Annotated in this window: 14 protein-coding genes; 9 read left to right on the top strand and 5 right to left on the bottom strand. The window is 72.0% G+C overall.

Annotated features, from left to right (window positions below):
• The first annotated feature begins 8 nt into the window (after positions 1 to 8).
• The 6 genes from Ato02nite_RS18155 to Ato02nite_RS18130 all read left to right on the top strand — a co-directional run bounded on the left by Ato02nite_RS18155 (position 9) and on the right by Ato02nite_RS18130 (position 8,963).
• The gene (locus Ato02nite_RS18155; RefSeq protein ID WP_213007738.1) at positions 9 to 2,798 is read left to right on the top strand and encodes a TIR domain-containing protein; all 2,790 of its coding nucleotides are present in this window, start codon (positions 9 to 11) and stop codon (positions 2,796 to 2,798) included.
• 36 nt (positions 2,799 to 2,834) lie between these two features.
• The gene (ligA, locus tag Ato02nite_RS18150; protein WP_213007737.1) at positions 2,835 to 4,814 is read left to right on the top strand and encodes an NAD-dependent DNA ligase LigA; all 1,980 of its coding nucleotides are present in this window, start codon (positions 2,835 to 2,837) and stop codon (positions 4,812 to 4,814) included.
• A gap of 161 nt (positions 4,815 to 4,975) precedes the next feature.
• A complete protein-coding gene (locus Ato02nite_RS18145; protein WP_213007736.1) occupies positions 4,976 to 6,343 on the top strand; it encodes a S8 family serine peptidase in 1,368 nt (455 codons plus the stop codon).
• Between the two features lie 5 nt (positions 6,344 to 6,348).
• On the top strand, positions 6,349 to 6,825 hold the full coding sequence (locus Ato02nite_RS18140) for a hypothetical protein (RefSeq protein ID WP_213007735.1): 477 nt from the start codon (positions 6,349 to 6,351) through the stop codon (positions 6,823 to 6,825).
• A 15-nt stretch (positions 6,826 to 6,840) separates the two neighbouring features.
• Positions 6,841 to 8,286 carry a tyrosinase family protein gene (locus Ato02nite_RS18135; RefSeq protein ID WP_213007734.1) on the top strand — a complete coding sequence of 482 codons (1,446 nt, stop codon included), beginning with the start codon at positions 6,841 to 6,843 and terminating at the stop codon, positions 8,284 to 8,286.
• Entirely contained in the window at positions 8,283 to 8,963 is a 681-nt protein-coding gene (locus Ato02nite_RS18130; protein WP_213007733.1) for a copper chaperone, read from the top strand. The genes Ato02nite_RS18135 and Ato02nite_RS18130 overlap by 4 nt, the downstream gene beginning before the upstream one ends.
• A 132-nt stretch (positions 8,964 to 9,095) precedes the next feature.
• On the opposite strand, the gene Ato02nite_RS18125 is transcribed toward Ato02nite_RS18130, so the two are convergent.
• Positions 9,096 to 10,463, bottom strand: coding sequence for a M14 family zinc carboxypeptidase (locus tag Ato02nite_RS18125; protein ID WP_213007732.1), 1,368 nt, complete (start codon positions 10,461 to 10,463; stop codon positions 9,096 to 9,098).
• Between the two features lie 139 nt (positions 10,464 to 10,602).
• On the opposite strand from Ato02nite_RS18125, the gene Ato02nite_RS18120 reads away from it, so the two are divergent.
• Positions 10,603 to 11,349: a hypothetical protein gene (locus tag Ato02nite_RS18120; protein WP_213007731.1), complete on the top strand. Its 747-nt coding sequence runs from the start codon at positions 10,603 to 10,605 to the stop codon at positions 11,347 to 11,349.
• Here the strand turns inward: Ato02nite_RS18120 and Ato02nite_RS18115 are convergent.
• Genes Ato02nite_RS18115 through Ato02nite_RS18100 form a run of 4 tightly spaced genes read right to left on the bottom strand, consistent with a single transcriptional unit; the run spans position 11,327 to position 15,743 of the window.
• Positions 11,327 to 12,649: a cation:proton antiporter gene (locus Ato02nite_RS18115; RefSeq protein WP_213007730.1), complete on the bottom strand. Its 1,323-nt coding sequence runs from the start codon at positions 12,647 to 12,649 to the stop codon at positions 11,327 to 11,329. The genes Ato02nite_RS18120 and Ato02nite_RS18115 overlap by 23 nt on opposite strands.
• The gene (locus Ato02nite_RS18110; RefSeq protein ID WP_213007729.1) at positions 12,636 to 13,934 is read right to left on the bottom strand and encodes a condensation domain-containing protein; all 1,299 of its coding nucleotides are present in this window, start codon (positions 13,932 to 13,934) and stop codon (positions 12,636 to 12,638) included. The genes Ato02nite_RS18115 and Ato02nite_RS18110 overlap by 14 nt, the downstream gene beginning before the upstream one ends.
• Entirely contained in the window at positions 13,931 to 15,418 is a 1,488-nt protein-coding gene (locus Ato02nite_RS18105) for an AMP-binding protein (RefSeq protein ID WP_213007728.1), read from the bottom strand. Before Ato02nite_RS18105 ends, Ato02nite_RS18110 begins: the two co-directional genes overlap by 4 nt.
• A gap of 46 nt (positions 15,419 to 15,464) precedes the next feature.
• The gene (locus Ato02nite_RS18100) at positions 15,465 to 15,743 is read right to left on the bottom strand and encodes a phosphopantetheine-binding protein (RefSeq protein ID WP_213007727.1); all 279 of its coding nucleotides are present in this window, start codon (positions 15,741 to 15,743) and stop codon (positions 15,465 to 15,467) included.
• A 219-nt stretch (positions 15,744 to 15,962) separates the two neighbouring features.
• Between Ato02nite_RS18100 and Ato02nite_RS18095 the strand changes: the two genes are divergently transcribed.
• Both Ato02nite_RS18095 and Ato02nite_RS18090 read left to right on the top strand, forming a co-directional pair.
• Positions 15,963 to 17,594, top strand: a complete 1,632-nt coding sequence (locus Ato02nite_RS18095) for a condensation domain-containing protein (RefSeq protein WP_213007726.1) — start codon at positions 15,963 to 15,965, stop codon at positions 17,592 to 17,594.
• Positions 17,591 to 18,832, top strand: coding sequence for an MFS transporter (locus Ato02nite_RS18090; RefSeq protein WP_213007725.1), 1,242 nt, complete (start codon positions 17,591 to 17,593; stop codon positions 18,830 to 18,832). Before Ato02nite_RS18095 ends, Ato02nite_RS18090 begins: the two co-directional genes overlap by 4 nt.
• Positions 18,833 to 19,165: the final 333 nt, after the last annotated feature.

Here is a 19,165-nt window from a genome sequence, read left to right as displayed (position 1 = left end):
TGGTGGCGATGGCGGAGAGATACGACGCGTTCATCTCGTACAGCCAGTCGGCCGACGGGCGGATGGCGCCCGCCGTGCAGCGCGGGCTCCAGCAGCTCGCCAGGCCCTGGTACGGGCGGCGGGCCCTGTGGATCTTCCGGGACGACACCGGGCTGGCGGTCAACGCCGCGCTCTGGCCCGCCATCCAGGACGCGCTCGACCAGTCCGCGTACTTCATCCTGCTCGTCTCGCCGGCGGCCGCCCGCTCGCAGTGGGTCAACAAGGAGATCGCCCACTGGCGGGCGACGAAGGACCCGCGGCGGATCCTGCCGGTGCTGACCGAGGGCGAGTGGCGCTGGGACGAGTCGGCGGCCGACTTCGGCGAGTCCTCGGCGATGCCGCCGGCGCTGCGTGGCGCCTTCGTAACCGAGCCCCGCTACCTGGACCTGCGGTGGGCGCGCAGCGAGACCGACCTCAACCTGCGCAACGGCCGTTTCCGCCTGGCGATCGCCTCGCTGGCCGCACCGCTGCACGGCAAGCCAACGGAGGATCTGGAGAGCGAGGACATCCGGCAGTTCCGTCGCTTCGCCCGGATCCGGGCGACCGTGCTGGCCGGGCTGACGATCCTGGCCGTGGTCGCGTCGACACTGGGCGTGGCGGCCTACGCCAACGGACGGCGCGCCCGGCAGGAGGCCGACCGGGCCGTCCGCGAGGCGCGGGTGGCCGTCTCCCGCCAGCTGGCCGCCGACGCCAAGAGCCTGGCCGGCACCGACCTCGACCTGGCGTTGCTGCTGAGTGCCGAGGCCTACCGCACCGAGCCCACCCTGCAGGCGGTGGACGGCCTGGTGTCGGTGTCGATGAACGAACCCCAGCTGGCTTCCTACCTGCACGGTCACCGGTCCGCGGTCCTCGCTCTGCACTTCACCGGCCCGGCCACGCTGCTCTCGGCCGACGCCGACGGCGTGGTCATGTCGTGGGACGTCCGGAGCGGCCGCGGCCGTCGCCTCGCGCAGCTGAGGGAGGCGGCCGAGGTGGTCGCCTTCAGCAATGACGGCACGCTGCTGGCCGCCGACGAGACGGACACCGCCCAGGTGCGGATCCTCCCGGTGAACGGCGGCCCGGAACGCGGCTTCACCGGCGACGACGAGGGGGCGAGGGCGCTCGTTTTCGGTCCTGGCGACGACGTTCTCTTCAGCGGAGGAGCGTCCGGCTCGCTCCGGGAGTGGAACGTCAGGACGGGGTCGAGCACGTCGACCGCGCTGGGTGACAACGGCATCCACGGCCTGGCGGTGACCCCCGACGGCCGATACCTGGCGGCGGGCGACATCGACGGGCATGTCCGAGGGTACGACCGGGAGCGCCGCCGCCGGGAGGACATCCAGTCGGTGCGGGGTGCTTCGAACGGGCTCGCCTTCGACCGGACCGGCACCAGACTCGCCATCCGCGACTCGGTCAACAGCCTCTGGCTGTGGGATCGCAAGCAGCACAAGATCTCCGCCGTCGCGCCCGGCGAGAAGGTGCTGGACGCCGAGACGCGCGAATACCTGACCGCCACGGCAGCGGTCGTCTTCAGCCCGGACGGACGTTCCGTCGCGGCGACCGCCGGTCGGGACGCCGCCCTTTACCAGTTGGGTTCGCCACGGGTGTTCCCGGGACAGAACGGCCGTTCGCGGAGCATCACGTTCGATCCGACCGGCCGGACGGTGGCCGTCGGTAGCGAGGACGGCACGATCACCCTTTGGTCGGGCACCGGAGACCCGCCGCTGGCCCGGCGGATGCCGGGTGCCGTCTCGCACCTGCGGGCCATCGCGGCGTCGAGCGACGGGCGGGTCGTCGCGGCGACCGGATGCTCGCCCGCCGCCTTCGAGGATCTGGACGAGCAGGGCTTCGAATGCGGCGCCGGAACGGTGACGGTGTGGTCGGACGGCAAGCCCCGCTCGCTGCCCTCACCCCATCGCAACTTTGTCGATGCACTGAGCGTCTCACCGGACGGCCGCTTCCTCACCTCCGGTGACAGCGACGGCCTGATGGTCCGCTGGGATCTCGGCACGGGCCGGTACGAAAGACTCGACCTCGGAACCGACGGTGTGGAGAGCCTCGCGACCGCACCGGATGGCCTCGCGATCGTGGCGGGAGACCTGAACGGTGGTGTCCTTGTCTGGGACACACAGCGCCGCGTACGACAGGTGATACGAGCCGGGATCGACATCTCCGACCCGTCCGCGTCGGTCGACGCCACGTTTTCCTTTTCCATGACCCTGTCCGGTGACGGATCCAAGGTGTTCACCGCCGAGAGCGACGGCCTCCTGCACGCCTGGGATCGCCGGACCGGGGCCGAACGCTCGATCGAGCCCGGCCTGTCCGAGGACGTCTTCAGCATCGCGGCCGATCCGACCCGCCCCCGCGTCTACGCCGGCTTCCGGGGCGGGCGGGTGCAGCTCTGGGAAGGCCTGCTGGACCGGCTGGTGTCGACGATCATCGTGCCCGACTCGACCGGCTACATCGCGGTGAGCGGGGACGGCACCATCCTTGCCGTCGGCACCGAGGCCGGTGTCCAGCTCTGGGAGATCGCCACCGGACGCCGGCTCGGCACCCGGGCGACGATGGACGACTCCGCCATCGAGGCCGTCACGTTCGCCGGCCCCCGGGCGCCCCAGCAGCTCTTCACCGCCTCCAGCGATCGCCTGCTCGCCTGGGATCTGACCCCCGAGTCGCTGATCGCGCACGCCTGCGGCACCGCGAACCGCAATCTGACGCCCGCCGAACGCGCCGCCTACCTGCCGGCGACCAGCACCCTGCCGACCTGCCCCGGGCGATGACCACGAATTGTCGTACCGGGGCCGTAGGTTGTGGGCATGACCGACGCCGCCCTCACCGAGACCGGTTTCGCCGCCGCCGTCGACCAGGCGCAGGCCGCCGCGAAGTCGTATTACGACACCGGCGACGTGCTGATGACCGACGCCGACTACGACGTGCTGCTCGACCGCATCGCCGAGGCGAAGCGGGTGCACCCGGAGTGGGACGACCGGGGGGTCACCACCCGGGTCGCGGCGGGGGTGTCCGGCGGCGGCGACGTGCGGCACCCGGTGCCGATGATGTCGCTCGGCAAGGTCACCGGCCAGGACGAGGTCCGGGCGTTCGTGACGAGTCTCGGCGGCGACCCCTGCCTGGTCGAGGTCAAGCTGGACGGGCTCGCGATCCGGGTGGAATACGTGTCGGGCCGGCTCGTCCTGGCCGCGTTGCGGGGCGACGGCAGCACCGGGGAGAACGTCACCGCCCAGGTGCTGCGGGGCATCGCCGGCCTGCCCGCCCGGCTCGGCACCCCGTGGACGGGTGAGGTTCGCGGCGAGGTCTACATGACCGTCGCCGACTTCGAGGCGGCCGGGGCCAACCGGGTCGCCGCCGGTGGCAAGGCCTTCATCAACTCGCGCGGCGCGGTCGCCGGGTCGATCCGCAGCGTCGACCGCACCTACGAGACGCCGATGACCTTCGCGGCGTACGACATCTCCGGCGAGTTCACCGCCCACCGCGAGCGGATGGCCCGCGCGGCCGAGCTCGGGTTCCCGGTGGCCGGTCGGCTCGCCGCCGGCGAGATCCAGGTCGCCGCCGACGCCGAGACGGCGCTCGCCGCCATCGCCCGCATCGGCGAGTTGCGCCGCGACCTGGAGTTCCCGATCGACGGCGCGGTGCTCACCGCCGACCTGGAGTCGACGCGCCGGCGGCTCGGCTCCGGCAGCCGCACGCCGCACTGGGCCGCCGCGTTCAAATACCCCGCCGACACCGGGTCGACGGTGCTGCGCGACATCGAGGTCCGGGTCGGGCGCACCGGCCGCATCACGTTGCGCGCGGTGCTCGACCCGGTCTTCGTCGACGGCACCACGATCACCTACGCGACGCTGCACAACCCCAAGTTCGTCGAGGACCAGGGGCTCGCCATCGGCCAGACCGTCGCCGTGTGGCGGGCCGGTGACGTCATTCCGCGGGTCACCGCGCCGATCGGCGAGCAGCCGCACGGCCTCACCCCGTGGACGGCGCCCGAGACCTGCCCGCAGTGCGGCGAGCCGTGGGACAAGTCCAGCCTGCTCTGGCGCTGCCACACCGCGTCGTGCAGCGCCACCAACGCGCTCGAGTACTGGTGCAGCCGCGAGGCGATGGACGTCGAGGGCGCGGGCGAGGCGCTCTGCGTCGCCCTGGTCAACGCGGGCCTGGCCAACGACGTGGCCGATCTTTATTCGCTCACCGCGGAACAGCTGGCCGAGCTGCCGGTCGGCAACACCAAGGCCGGCGGCGTCGTCCTGCTCGGGAAGCTCAACGCGGCCAAGGTCGTCGCGTCGCTGGAGCACAGCAAGACCCAGCCGTTCAACCGGGTCATCACCGGCCTCGGCATCCGGATGACCGGCCGGAGTGTGGGCCGCTGGCTCGCCGCCCGCTTCAAGACCATGGACGCGTTGCGCGCCGCCACGGTCGAGGAGATCGCCGAGATCGACAAGATGGGCCTGATCAAGGCGCAGCACGTCGTCGACGGCCTCGCCGCCATGGCCGGCGTGATCGACCGGCTCGCCGCGGCCGGCGTCACCATGAGCGTTCCGGAGACCACCGGCGACAAGCCGCTGGACGGCAAGACGTACGTGGTCAGCGGCAGCGTCCCCGGCTACACGCGCACCACGGTGAGCGAGCGCATCGAGGAGTTGGGCGGCCGGGCTAGCGGCAGCGTCTCGGCGAACACCACGGCCCTCGTCACGTCCGAGACGACGACGGCCAAGGCAACAAAAGCCGCCAAGCTCGGCATCCCGATCATCGACCCGGCCGAGTTCGCGGAACTGCTCGCGGATTGATCGCCGAATCTGTCCAAGAACGTTTCATGGAAGCCGACGTGGACGATCCCGACATGCGCATCAGCTGTCTGGATGACGCGCGCCAGAAATAGCCGCGCAGTGGTTTCTGCCGACCGGAGGGCGTGCTAAACCGGCAAAGAATGCACCACCCGGGAGGTGGCATGCGGATCGAGTACTACGCCGGTGGCCGGAAGCGTCGCGTCGCGCTCGAAGCCGGCCCGCTCGCGGTCTCCGGGCGGCGTTCGCTGCGCGATGATGATCCGATCCGGATGGTGCGGGCGGAGGCCGGGGAAACGTCGGTCATCGCCACCGGCACGTTGTCCGTCAGCGACGCGCCCGCCGAGGAGATCGTCTGGTTGCGCCGCCGGTTCGGCATGACGCCGGTGGCCGAGGGCAGCCACGGCAAGGTGCTCCTGAGCGCGCCGCTGGACGCCGGTGATCCGGTCCGGCTGGTCGCCCGGGCCGCCGTCGCGATATTCGAGCGGGGCACGGTCGGGTCGGCCCAGCCGAACTTCCTCCGGCTGATGGCCGAGCCCGAACCCGAGCCGGTCGAGGCGGCCGAGTCGACCGAGGGGGAGGCGGACGGCCAGTGGGCGCTCGACAACCTCGGCCGGCCCGGCGTGATCGGCGCCGACGTCGCGGCCCGGGCGGCGTGGACGATCACGAGGGGCGACCCGGACGTCCGGGTCGCGGTGCTCGACGACGGCGTCGACACCGCCCACCCCTACCTGAAATCCGGGGTCGTGGCCGAGCGCGACTTCCGCGATGCCGACGACGTGGCGGCGCCGCGGGGCAACGACGCCCACGGCACGGCCTGCGCCGGGATCATCTGCAGCCGGGACGACGACCTGCGCGGGCTCGCACCGGACGTGTCCCTGGTGGTGTGTCGGATCGGCGGGCGGTCGCCGGCCGGGTGGCTGGCCGACGACTTCGCGGTCGCGGACGCCGTCGACTGGTGCTGGGACACCGCCGGGTCGGCCGTCCTGTCCAACTCGTGGGGCGGCGGACCGCCGAGCGACCTGGTCCTGCTGGCCTTCGACCGGGCCCGCACCAGGGGCCGCGGTGGCCTGGGATCGGTCGTCGTGGCGGCCGCCGGCAACAGCCAGGCCTCGTCGGTCCTCTACCCGGGCGACGCCGCGGACGTGCTGACCGTCGGCGCCTCGAACCAGTGGGACGAGCGCAAGACGCGCAGCTCGCGGGACGGCGAGACGAACTGGGGCAGCAACTCCGGTCCGGGCCTCGACCTGATGGCTCCCGGTGTGCGGATCCGCACCACCGACGTGGCCGGCCCGGCCGGATCGTCGCCGGGACTCTCGACCGGCCGGTTCAACGGCACCTCGGCGGCCACGCCGTTCGTCGCCGCGGCGGCGGCCATGGTGCTGTCGGTCGCCCCGGAGCTGACCGAGGCGGCGGTCCGGACCACGCTGACCGGCACGGCCGACAGCATGGGTCCCTCCGGATGGGACCCGGCGGTCGGCTTCGGCCGGCTGAACGTGTTCCGTGCGCTGCGTGCGGCCCGGCGGGGATGATCCGCATGGCCTATTACTGGGCCCGGCAGCGGAGGGTGCCGCTCGACGACACCGCGCTGGTCGCGGTGGACGTCGCCGTGGCGCGGCGTGCCCGGCTCTGGGACGGCGCCCCGGCCGGGACGCCGGCCGGCGCCGGAATGGTCCTGGTCCCGGCCGCCGATCTGTCCCCGGAGTTGCACGAGCGGCTGCGAGCCGCCGGGGCCGAGCAGCCCGTCCTGCGGCACGGCGACACGCTGCTCGTCGTCCTTCCCGAGGTCCGGGTCGAGTCGGCCGACCCCGGCAGGGCGGCCACCGTCGAGTCGGCGGTGGCGGATTACCCGGAGAGCATCTCGGTCGAGCGGCCCGAACCCGGGCGGCTCATCCTGCGGCCGGGCAGCGGCCTCGGCGGCGACGCCCTCGACCTCGCCAACTATCTCCACGAGCACGCGGGACCGGACGCCGCGCAGGCCCGGTTCCTCCGCATTGTCGACCATCCCCTCTGATCGGGAGGCGTCACCATGCCCACCTTTGTCCGCCATGACATCGTGAAACTCGAACAGCAGCAGGCCGGTCACCCGGTGACCCGGGCGTACGCCGTCGCGATCGCCGCGATGAAGGCCTTGCCCCGCGACGACCCGCGCAGCCTCGTCTACCAGTGCGCTGTCCACGGCGGCGCGGTCGAGGACCGCTTCCTGAACCAGTGCCAGCACTTCACCTGGTACTTCCTGCCCTGGCACCGCATGTACCTGTACTGGTTCGAACAGATCGCCCGGAAGTTCATCCAGGACTCCGCCGCCGTCGACGACGAGACGAAGGCGACCTGGGCCCTCCCGTACTGGAACTACACCGACAACCGCCCGGCCGGCACCGTGCTGCAGCCCGGAGCCCTGCCGTTCCGGGATGTCCTGCCGGAACCGTTCCGGATCCCCGGCAACAGCGGCAACGCGCTTTTCGTGCCCGGCCGCAACGTCAGCCTCAGCAGGGGCGGCCGCATCGACCCGCGAAGCACCTCGACCCAGCGCGCACTGAGCGAGACCGATTTCTCCCGGCCGCCGATGCCCGGCATCCCGCCCGGCTTCGGCGGGCCGTCGGTCGGCCTGCACCACGACTTCAGCGGCAGCCAGGGCGCCCTGGAGTCGTCCCCGCACGGCGGGGTGCACGTCGCCGTCGGTGGTCTGATGGGACGGCAGAACCAGGCCGCCCTCGACCCCATCTTCTGGCTGCACCACGCCAACATCGACCGCCTGTGGGAGACGTGGCGGACCCAGTTCAAGGGGGAGAACCCGACCGGCGCCGACTGGCTCGACACCGACACGTTCTTCTTCCACGACGCGGACGGCAACGAGGTCCACCAGACCGTGCGCGAGGTCGTCGAGACGCTCGACCTGAATTACGAGTACGAGGACGTGTCAGCACCGGCCGGCCCGCTGGAGGCGATCACCGTGCAGTCAAGCCCCGGACACCCACCCGAACTGGTCGGCGCCACCGGCGACGCCACCCGGCTCACCGGTGACATCACCAGCACGCGGTTCCCGCTCAGCCCACCGGCCGGGCCGCTGCGGGCGGCGGCGGCGGAACCCAGCCACGTCTACCTGAACGTCGAGGACATCCGGGCGGCCGGCGTACCGGACCTGTCCTACGCGGTCTACCTGAACGTGCCCGACACCGATCTCGACCCGGAGAACGACGCGCACTACGTCGGCAACATCACCTTCTTCGGCATCGAGCTCTCCCAGGACCTGGACCACGACCACCCGGGCGGCCACAGCGAGTTCCGGGAGGCCTTCGACATCACCGACCTGTACACGCGACTGCGCGCCGACGGCCGGTGGAACGAGGACGAGGTCACCGTGACGTTCGTACCGCTGGGGGTGCTGCCTCCGCCGGAGGCCGGACCGGCCGACCCGCCGCCGGCGGCGAGCACGCCGATCACGCTCGGCCGCGTCAGCCTCTTCTATCAGTGACGCCAGTGACGGCGGCCTCGGCCACCACCCTTCCCGGCCGACTCCGCCGGGCGCGGTGGTACCACCCCGAGTGGACGGTTGCGGTAGTGGCCGCGGCGGCCTGGACGCTCACGATCGTGGCGCCCGGCCACGGCGGCGCCGGCTGGGCGGTGATGGCGGCGGCGATGATGCTGCCGCCGGCCCTGCCGGCCGTCCGCCGGGTCGCGATGAGCGGCAAGTGGGCCCGGCGCGGGCGGGCCGCCGCCGGCTTCGCCGCCGCCTACCTCGCGGTCTGGGCGCTCTACGGGACGGTCCTTCTTGCTTGCGTACGGTGGTCGCAGGTGCCGGCGCACGCGGACGGGCCGCTGGTCGCCGCCTTGCTGACGGCGGCGCTCTGGGAACTCACCCCCTACAAACGCCGATGGGTACGGGCCGGCCACCGCACCCCGCCGCTGCCGCCGGATGGGTGGCGGGCCGACCGGGCGTGCCTGCTCGCCGGTCTTCGCCACGGCGGAGCGAGTGTCGGCGCGTGCTGGGCCCTGATGCTGCCGATGACCGTCACCGCCCACCTCCACCTGCCCCTGATGATCCTCCTGACGGCCATCGCGGTGGCCGAGGAATCACTGGTTAAGGGCACCCGCCTGACCCATGCGAGCGCCACCGCCCTGCTTCTCGCCGCGCTCGTCATCGCCGTCTGACCGGAACAGGAGAACCCGTCATGGAGGTCGCCGAGCTCGCCGGAACGTACACGTACCGCCGCCCTGGCCAAGGCCGGCCAGACCGCCAGCTTCCTGGCGGTGCAGCGGGACGCTTGATCGGGCGTTGCCTGGTCAGCTGCCGGTCGGGTAGGGACGCGCGGCCGCGGTGGCCAGCGTCATGAAGGCGGGCAGATTCAAATTCCAGAACGAGGTCATGCAGGAGTACGCCGGGAAGAAGCCACTGCATCCGGACGCGTTCGGGCCGACCTCGATGGTGTAGCCGGGAACGCCCAGCGTGCCGTAGATCCAGTCGTCGGTCGCACCCGGCGCGAAGTAGTTCAGGCCGCCGTCACCGTGCACCACGTCGTACTTGTTGGACTTCGCCATGGCCGTGGCGATCGCCTTGAGATCGGTGTTGTTCGGCGCGAGCGCGTTGGTCCAGCCGTACGGATAGATGTCGAGCGCGGCGTAACTGTGCAGGGTGAGGAACGTGCCGGTGGTCGCGGTGGTGGCCGGCGAGAAGTCGGCGCTGGGCTTGGTGTCGCGGTAGATCTTGCTCAGGAAGCCCTGGATGCCCTGGGTCTCCGGCTCGCTGGCCGCACCGGTGCCGGGGTAGGTCTCGCTGCACTTGGTGCCCTGGTTGACGTCCCAGTGGTAGCTCGAGTTGCGGTTGAGGTCGACCCCGAGTCCGGTGCCCGAGCACCCGTTGTCGTGGGCGTTCTTGCGCTGCGAGACCGGCCGGGTCGAGTTCGACGAGACGATGTCGACACCGTCCGGGTTGGCGATCGGGATGACCCACAGCTCGGTGGTGTTCATCAGGTTCGTCACGGCGGTGTTGGTGCCGTAGTTGTTCACCAGATAGTCGATCCACTTGTAGGCGAGCTCACCGGTGGAGAGTTCCCGGGCGTGCATCTGCGCCATCAGGGTGAACTTCGGCTTCGATCCGGTGGTGGTCAGCGCGCAGTCACCGGACACGATCTTGGTGATGCACAGTGCCTGGACGTCGTGGCCGCCGCGGCTCTGGGTCTTCAGCCAGGACTGGCCGATGGTGCGCAGGACCGCCAGGTCGGGGTGGGCCGTGGCGACGCTCTGGTTGTGCACCTCGTGCCCGGCCGCGGTGTGATAGCCGCCGTAGTAGGTATCCGCCGCCGCCACGAACGACTCCGGCACGGGCTGGTAGAGCGGGCCGGCGTAGCGCACGGTCAGCCCGCGGTGCCGCAGCCGCTGGGCGTCGGCCTCGGTCGCCAGGATCGGCACGGCCGTGGTCAGCGGGCCTTCCAGGACGTCGTAGCCGCGCTGGGCCAGGTCGGCGGCGAGGCCGCCGGTGCCGGTGGACGGCGACGTGACGTCGTAGTAAGCCAGGTCGGTGGTGCTCGGGACGGCCGCGACGGCGCTGCCGGGCATCGTGAGCCCAGCACCGAGCAGAACGAGCAGTACGCCTGCTCCGGCGGCGATCAGCCGCCGGAGACGCGCCTGCGGGAAGAGCGAGAACCCGGTCATCGGTACCTCGATCGTGGGTGGCCCGGCGTCACCATGCACCGAGCCGTGAGCCATCCACGATCTTCGATATGAACGGTTCCGTCAACTGCTCATGCGTAGCAGACCTGAGTAGGGTGGGTGGGTCGAAGGGGGACGACGGATGACCAGTTGGTCCAGCCTCCACGAAGGCACGCCCGGCGGGCCCTCGGTTCTCGCGGTCGACTTCGAGCCGGGGCGGCACGACGCCGGCTTTCCCGACATGGTCCCGCACCTGCCCGGCGACCTGACCGTGCTGGCCACCGAGGCCCCGCGGCGCTCCGCCGTCGACGATGCCCTCACCGAGTGGCTCGCCGGGGCTGACGCGGGCGACGGCCGGGTCGCGGCGGTGCTCGGGTTCTGCGCGGGGGCGACGGTGGCCGCCTGGCTTGCGTACGAGATCGGGAGTGTCGCCCCGGCGCCCGCCCTGGTTCTGCTCGATCCCAGCCGGGCCGACGCCGCGCTGCTGCGCGCCGAGTTCGGAAAGGCCGCGTCGGGGCTGCTGCGGGCCGCGGGCGAGCCCGCCGTCGAGCCCGACGCGGACGAGGCCGACCTGCCGGCCCTGGCCGACCACCTCTCGGCGGAGTACGCGGGGATCGTCCGCCGGGTCGCGCCGATTCTCGAGGTGGACGACGATCTGGCCGACGATCTGGCTGAGCGCTTCGCCGACTACCTGCGGTACCTCGCGGTCGCGGGCGGCACCGCCTGGCCGCCGCTGACCGACGAGGAGCGCACGCTCACGCTGGTGTCGGCGCACTTCGACGGCGACACCCCGATGCCCGGCCGCCGGGTGCGGATGGACGTCGAGCGGGCCGACTTCCTCGCCGACCGCGGCGTCGCGCTGGCGGTCACCGCGTCGATCGGCCGGTGACGCTCTCGGCCGGCTCGGCCTCCGCCGGCCGGCCGAAGCGGTGCTCCAGCCAGGCGCCGGCCGCCTGCGAGGTCACGATCGACAGCATCACCAGTACGGTGTAGAGGTCCTCGGTGATCACCCCGGCCGCGTAGGTGACCGAGGCCAGCACGATGCCGGGCCCGCCGCGGGCGTTGAGGGCGGCGGCCAGGTCGGTGGCCGCCGACCGGCTGTGCCCGGACAATCGCGCGCCGAGCCAGACGCTGCCACCCTTGACGACGCACGCGAAGGCCAGGAACCAGACGAAGAACCACACGTCGAAGTGGCGCACGAGGTCGAGCTTGAGACCGACCGACACGAAGTAGATCGGGATGAACAGCGAGGTGGCGACCCGCTGGATCGCGTCCCAGGCCGGCCCCTCGCGGGCATCGTCGCCGGATCCGCCGCGGGCCACGCTGATCCCGGCCAGCAGCGCCCCGAAGATCGGGTCGACCCCGATGACGGTAGCCCCGAGCACCATGAGCAGCAGGAAAGTGACCCGGAACGCGGTCGGGTCGCGGCGTTCCAGCACGTTGACCCGGCTGGCCGCGAGCACCCGGAACAACCAACCGCCCAGGGCCAGAAAAACCCCGAAATACAAGACATTGACCAACACGTACGCCGTCGCGGTGACCGCCGCGGGTCCGTCGCCCAACTCGCTGAGCAGCCCGTACGCGTCCTTCGTGCCGGCTTGGGCGAGCCCGAGGATCACCGCGAGCACCGCATAGAGAACGACGTCCTCCAGCACCGCGACGGCGAGCACCATCCGCGCGAACCGGGTGTCGAGGATGCCCAGGTCCAGCATGATCCGGGAGATCACCGGGATGCTCGCGACCCCCACCGCGATGCCCAGGACCAGGGCGAACGTGACCGCCGACCCGCGCGGGCCGGAGAGCCCGTCGTGGTCGAGGAGGCCGCCCAGCCCGATGCCCGCGGCTACCGGGATCACCAGGCCGGCGACCGCCACGACGGCGACGGCGCGGCGCTGCCCCTCCAGCCGGCCCCGGGCCACCTCCCGGCCGGACAGGAACATCAGCAGGATCAGGCCCAGCTGGGACAGCGCGGCCAGCACGTCGGGGGTGATCCCCGGCCCGGGGATCAGCCGGTCGCCGAAGCCCGGGATCAGCCAGCCGAGCAGGGTCGGGCCGAGCACGATGCCGGCCAGGATCTCGCCGATCACCGGCGGCTGCCGCATCCAGCGGAACAGTTCGCGCAGCAGGTGGGCGGCGATCACGATCAGGGTGAGGGCGGTGAACAGCTGAGCGATCTCAGCGGCTTTCACGGCGGCCCGCCAGGTCGGTCACGGTCGTGTCCGGCGCGGCCACGGCCGCGCTCAGCAGCCCGGCGAAGTCGCCGGCCACGCCCGCGGCGGTGGACCGGTCGAACAGCTCGTCGGCGTATTCGAGGATGCCGTGCAGGGTGTCGTCGCCGGTGCGGATCAGGTAGAGGGCCATGTCGAACTTGGACGTGCCGGGGTCGACGAACAGCCGGGTCGCCTCGATTCCGGGCAGGTCGACCGGCACCCGCGGCGCGTCGTCGATGACCAGGGAGAACTGGACCAGCGGCGGCTTGCCATCGTACGAGCTGCGGCCGATCGTGCGCAGCAGCGCGGCGTACGGGATGTCGCGGTCGGCCATCGCCGCGGTGAGTGCCTGTTTGGTGGTGGCGACCAGTTCCAGGAACGACCGCTCCGGGCGCAGGCGCAGGCGGACCGGCATCTGGTCGGTGAGGCAGCCGATCAGCGGGTCGAGGGCGGCCGCGCCCCGGCGGGAGACCGGCACCCCGATCAGCAGATCGGACTCGCCGGTGTAACCGTGCAGGGTCGCGAAGATGGCGGCGGCGTAGACCGTGAACGGGGTGGACCGCGCGGCGCGAGCGACCCGGCGCACCCCGGCGGTCAGGTCGGCGGGAACGTCGAACCCGAGCTGCTCACCGGTCTGCCGCGGTTCCTCGGGGCGCGGGCGGTCGAGCGGCAGCAGGTCGCGCTCGGACACCCCGGCCAGCGTCGCGCGCCACCGGTCCAGCATGGCCGGGTCGAGCCCGGCCGCGCGCCGGCGGACCGCGAAGTCGCCCAGGTGGCCGGTCAGTGGTGCGAGGTCGGGCGCCCGGCCCTCGACGCGCGCCCGGTAGAACTCGGTCAGCTCCCGGTTGAGCACCAGGTAGGACCAGTCGTCGACGGCGGTGTGGTGGAACTCGATGGCGAGCACGAAGTCGTCGGCGGCCAACTCGAACAGCGTGGCCCGGAACGGCGCCTCGGCCAGGTCGAGCTGCGTCCGGACGACCCGGCGCAACTCGGCGTCCAGCTCGTCGGGCCGGCACGAACGGTGGGCGAGCACCGGGCCGGGCTCGTCGGCCGGCACCTGGACCAGGGCGTCGTCGTCGAACAGCAGCCGGGTGCGCAGCGTCGGCTGCCGGCGCACCACCTCGGTGAGCGCCCACTCCAAGGCGGCCACGTCGAGCGCGCCGCGCAGCCGGTGCACCCAGGCCTCCAGCAGCACCGAATCGCCCTCGGTGGCCTGCTCCTGCAGCCACATCGCCTCCTGCTCGAAGGTCATCGGGTAGGTCATCGGTCCGCCTTCCGCGCCGGGCCGCGCAACAGGGCGGCGGTATCGCGCTTGCCGTTGGCGGTCATCGGGAAGCGCTCGACGGCCCAGATCGTGGTCGGCACCAGGTAGGCGGGCAGGACACGGCGGAGGTGTCCGCGCACGTCGAGCGGGTCGGGCCGGTCGCCGCCGGTCGTCGCGAGGTAGCACAGGGAGAGTCGCCCGACCCGGCCGTCCGGTCCGGTGATCGGGAGCACCACGCAGTCGCGGACCCCCGGCACCGCCCGGGCCGCGGTCTCGATCTCGTCCGGCTCGATCCGCTGGCCGCTGATCTTGAGTTGCCGGTCGCCGCGACCGCGGAAGTGCAGCACCCCCTCGTCGTCGAGGACCGCGAGGTCGCCGCTGCGGTAGAGGCGGCGGGGCCGGCCGTCGATCGGCACCGGCACGAACCGTTCGGTGGTCTGCTCGGGCCGGCCGAGATAACCGATCGCGAGACCGTCGCCGCCCAGGTAGATCTCGCCGATCTCGCCGGGTGCGCACCGGGCCCGATCGGAACCCAGCAGGAACACCTCCGTGCCCGGGGCCGCGCGGCCGATCGGGATGCCGCCGGCCAGGTCGCAGTCGGCCGGGCGGATCCGGTGCCAGACCGCGACCATGCAGCTCTCGGCCGGGCCGAGCGTGTTGTAGACCGGGGTCCGCGGGTGCGCCCGCAGGAACCGCCGCAGGTGACCGGGGGAGACCCGCTCGCCGCCGATGTAGATCTGCCGGACCCCGTCGAAGCACTCCGGTGCCTCGTCGACGAACAGGTTGAACAGCGTGGTGGTCAGCCAGACGGTGTCCACGCCCGCGGTCCGCACCAGGTCGCGCAGCGCGCCGGGGAGCAGGAAGTCGCCGTCGATCAGGACGCTCGTGCCGCCCGTGCTGAGCTGGCCCCACAGCTCGAACGCGTACATGTCCCAGGGCAGCGCCGCGGCCAGCGGCGTGGCGTGCCCGGGGCCGAAGCCCGGGAATCCGCCGGGCCGGAACAGCCGGGCCACCGCCCGGTGCGGCGAGACCACGCCCTTGGCGCCGCCGGTCGTGCCGGAGGTGAAGAACACCGTGGCGGCCGCGGCCGGGCCGGGATCGACCACGTCGGCGCCGGCGGTGGTGCGCCGGGCGGCGAGGTCGGCCAGCGGCTCGGCCGGCAGCTCCGCCGGCCCGGCCGCGCCGATCTGGTCGAGAATGGACTGCCGCCGGGCCGGCGGCCAGGCCGGGTTGAGATTGGTGTACGCCGCGCCGCGCTTGAGCACCGCCAGCTCGGTCGCCACCAGGTGGGCCGAGCGCGGCAGCAGCAACGGCACGATGTCGCCCGGCCCGACCCCGCGGCGGGCCAGCACACCGGCGAGCACGTCGGCCGCGGCGTCGAGCGTGGCGTAGCTGACCCGCTCGTCGCCGTGGATCAGCGCGGTCGCCGCCGGCCGCTCGGCGGCGTGCTCGGCGACCAGGCCGTGCAGCGTCTCAGCCGGCATCGCTCGCTCGGCCGGTATCGCTGTCTCAGCCGGCATCGCTGCTCTCTCAGCCGGCATCGCTCGCCTCGACCCGGGCCGCGAAGTCGGCCAGCACGTCGTGCTCCAGCAGCCAGCCCGGCTGGACCCGGCGGCCGGTCTCGGCCTCGATCCGGGCGCAGACGCGAATCGCCTGCAGGGAGGTGCCGCCGAAATCGTAGAAACTGTCCGTGCGGCCGAACCTGTCGATCTCCAGGACCTCGGCCAGGATTCGCGCGACGGACGCCTCCAGCGGCGTCCGGGCCGCTTCGAATGGCGAGTCCACAGACAATTCGCGGGCAGTGGTCATGCGGCGATCTCCTTTTGGATATTGGGAGAGGCGACGAGACTGTTCCCGCCACGGTAGTGCTTTTGCCGGCCGCGGTGGGGGCGCACGGTCGTCAATTGATCAATTTCTCGCGAGCCTTGTTCGCCCGATCTGGCCGGGGCTACTGTGGCCCACAGGTCCAACCCACGGGGGTGTTTGTGTTGTGATCAAGAATTGTGCATTTCGTGGTGACCCGCCGAGATGAGCGGGCCTCCGGAGACAGATATCGAAAAAGCAATCTGTGCGACGTGGAGCGAAATTCTCGGCCGCACCGTCGACGACACCACGGTGAGCTGGACGAGTCTGGGCGGCGATTCGGTCGGCGCGGTCCGGGTCGCCTCGCGCATCCGGGCCCGGCTGGGCGTCCAGCTCAACCTCGCGACCGTGCTCCGCTGCCGCACGGTCGGCGCGCTCGCCACGGCGGTCGAGGCGGCCCGCCCGGTGACGGTCACCGAGCCGGACGGCCCGGCGCTCGTGCCGCGCACCGGCGCCGCCGCCCCGCCGATGTCGTTCTTCCAGGACTGGCGGTTCCGCGCCGACCAGGGCGTCACCGCGCCGCTCTACAACCTGACCCTGGGCTTCGCGCTCGACGGCGAGCTCGACACCGCGGCGCTCGGCACCGCCCTCACCGAGGTGGCGCGCCGGCACGAGCCGCTGCGCACCAACTACGCGATCGTCGAGGGCCGGCCGATCCAGCGCATCCACCCGCCGTCCACTCTCGACCTGCCTGTCTTCGACCTGCGCAAACTGCCCGAGGAAGAGCAACGGCCGGAGGCGCTGCGGCAGTTCGGGCTGGCCTCGGCCCACCCGCTCGACCGCGAACGGGAGGCGCTGTTCCAGCCGTTCCTGGCCCGGATGAGCGGCGACCGCCACCTGCTGATGCTGCTCACCGACCGGATGGCGGTCGACGGCACCTCGCTGCGGCTGATCGTCGAGGAGCTGTCGATGCTCTACACCTGCGCCCGCACCGGCGACCGGCCCGCACCGGCGCCGGCCGTCCAGCAGGCCGACTGGGCGATCTGGCAGCGCGGGCGGCTGCAGGGCGAGCGGCTCGACCGCCTTACCGCTTACTGGGAGCGGAAACTCGACGCCGACCGGCCGCTCATCGAGCAGCCGATGCCACCCGGGCTGTCCACTCCCGCCCGCGGCCCCGACGGCCGGTTCGCCCAGGTGCCGCTGGGTGCCGGGCTGAGCCGCGAGGTCGGCCGCCGGCTCACCGACCTCGACGTCACCCTTTACATGTACGCCCTGGCGGCCCTGCAACTGCTCACCTCCCGGCTGTCCGGGCGGGACGAGACCACGGTCCTCACCCCGTTCGCGAACCGCACCCGGCAGGCGGTCGAGCGCACCATCGGGTGCTTCTCGCACGGCGTCATCTACCGCACCGACGTCAGCGGCGACCCGTCCTTCGCCGAGCTGGTCGGCCGGGTCCGGGACGTCTGCCTGGACGCCTGGGAGCACCAGGAGCTACCGATCAGCGAGGTGGCTCGGCACGTGCGCCCGCACTCCGCGCTCAAGCTGTTCGATGAGTTCCACGTGTTCTTCGACGTCACCCACGACCAGCCCGGCCTGACCCTCGACGGCGTGCGGGTCGGCCCCACCCCGGTCGGGCCCAGCAGCGCCCACCCGTCGCTCGCCGTCTTCCTGCACGACGGCGCCGAGGGGCTCACCCTCACCCTGCGCGGCGAGGCCGACCGCTTCCCGGCCGACGCGCTCGACTGGCTGGCGGCCGAGCTGGTCGGGGTGCTGCGCGAGGGGACCGCAACCCCGGCCACCCGAGTGTCGCGGCTCGGGCCGTCGCGGGATTCCATCGACCGGCGTTTCGGGTCGTGAGCGACGCGACCGCCGGGTCGAAGACCGGCGGACTGTGGCGGCACGGCAACTTCATGCGCCTGTGGACCGGGCAGGCGGTTTCCGACTTCGGCGGCGAGATCACCCAGCTGGCCCTGCCGCTCACCGCGATCTTCGTGCTGAACGCCCCGGTCTGGCAGGTCGGGCTGCTGCGCGCCGCCACGGCCGCGCCGCTGCTGCTGTTCAGCATCCCGGCCGGAATGCTCGCCGACCGGCTCCGCCGCCGCCCGATTCTGATCGTCTCCGACCTGGCCCGCGCGGTCGTGCTCGCGGTGGTGCCGCTGGCCGCGGTGCTGCATGTGCTCAGCATCGGGCTGCTGGTCGTGGTCGGGCTCGTAGCGGGCACCTTCAACGTCCTGTTCCTGGTGACCTACCAGGCCTTCCTGCCCACCGTGGTGACCCCCGACGCGCTCGTCGAGGGCAACAGCAAGCTGCAGACCACCGGCGCGATCGCCGAGGTGGCCGCGCCCAGCGCCGGCGGAGCGCTGATCCAGTGGCTGACCGCGCCGATCGTGGTCCTGCTCGACGCGCTGTCGTTCCTCTTCTCCGCCTTCATGATCAGCCGGGTGCGCGTGGAGGAGACGGTGGTGGCGGCGCCGCGCCGGGCCCTGCTCGCCGACCTGCTCGTGGGCTGGCGACATCTGGTCGCGCACCCGCTGCTGCGGGCCATCGCGGTCGGCTCCACCATCATGGGCATCTTCTTCGGCGTACAGCAGACGGTCCTGATTCTCTTCATGACCCGCACCCTGCACTACAGCGCGCTGGCGATCGGCCTGATCCTGGCGGTCGGCAGCGTCGGCGCGATCGTCGGCGCGGTGGCGTCCGGCCGCGTCGGGCGCAACGCGCTGGGCCCCACGCTGATCGCCGCGACCCTGCTGAACGCGATCGGCGGCACGCTGCTCGGCACCACCACGGGCGCCCTGGCGGTACCGGTGCTGGTGCTCGGGCAGTTCCTGGTAGGCGCGTCCTTCCCGATGTATTTCGTGCAGCAGACCAGCCTGCGCCAGGCCGTCTCGCCCCCCGAATACCTGGGCCGCATCACCGCCGCCTTCGCCATGATCACGTGGGGCATGATCCCGATCGGCGCGCTGATCGGCGGCCTGCTGCCGTCGTTCCTGGGCTTACAGGCCACGCTGCTGCTAGGCGGCCTGGGCAAACTACTGGCGGTGGCCTGGCTGTGGTTCTCCCCGGTGCGCCAGGTCCGCTCGATCGAAACCTAGACCGCCCTTCCGAGCCGCCGCGTCTCCAGATCTTGTGGACTTGCTACTCGGTCCGCACGGCAGTTCCACAAGATCGAGGCGTGCCAGTTTCTTTCGGCCGTGGCCTCGGGGCCCTTCTTCGCCGTCGCTGCTGCTGCTTCAGACCTTGTGAACTTGACGTTCGCTCAGCACCAAATTTCACAAGATCGAGCCGTCCTGGAGTGACGCTGCCGGATATAAGCGGCTTATCGTTCTCTTTTAACTGAGCCTGTCCCGCTTGTGGAGGAGCCTTCCACCAAATGGGACCGCTCTCCGCGGTGCGTGCGCGTATCAGGGGACTGTGCCACGAACGGT

It is taken from the genome of Paractinoplanes toevensis, assembly GCF_018332695.1.
In the GTDB taxonomy this organism is placed as follows: domain Bacteria; phylum Actinomycetota; class Actinomycetes; order Mycobacteriales; family Micromonosporaceae; genus Actinoplanes; species Actinoplanes toevensis.
Note: the sequence above shows the minus strand (reverse complement) of the source record. Positions and strands in the feature narration are given on the sequence as shown.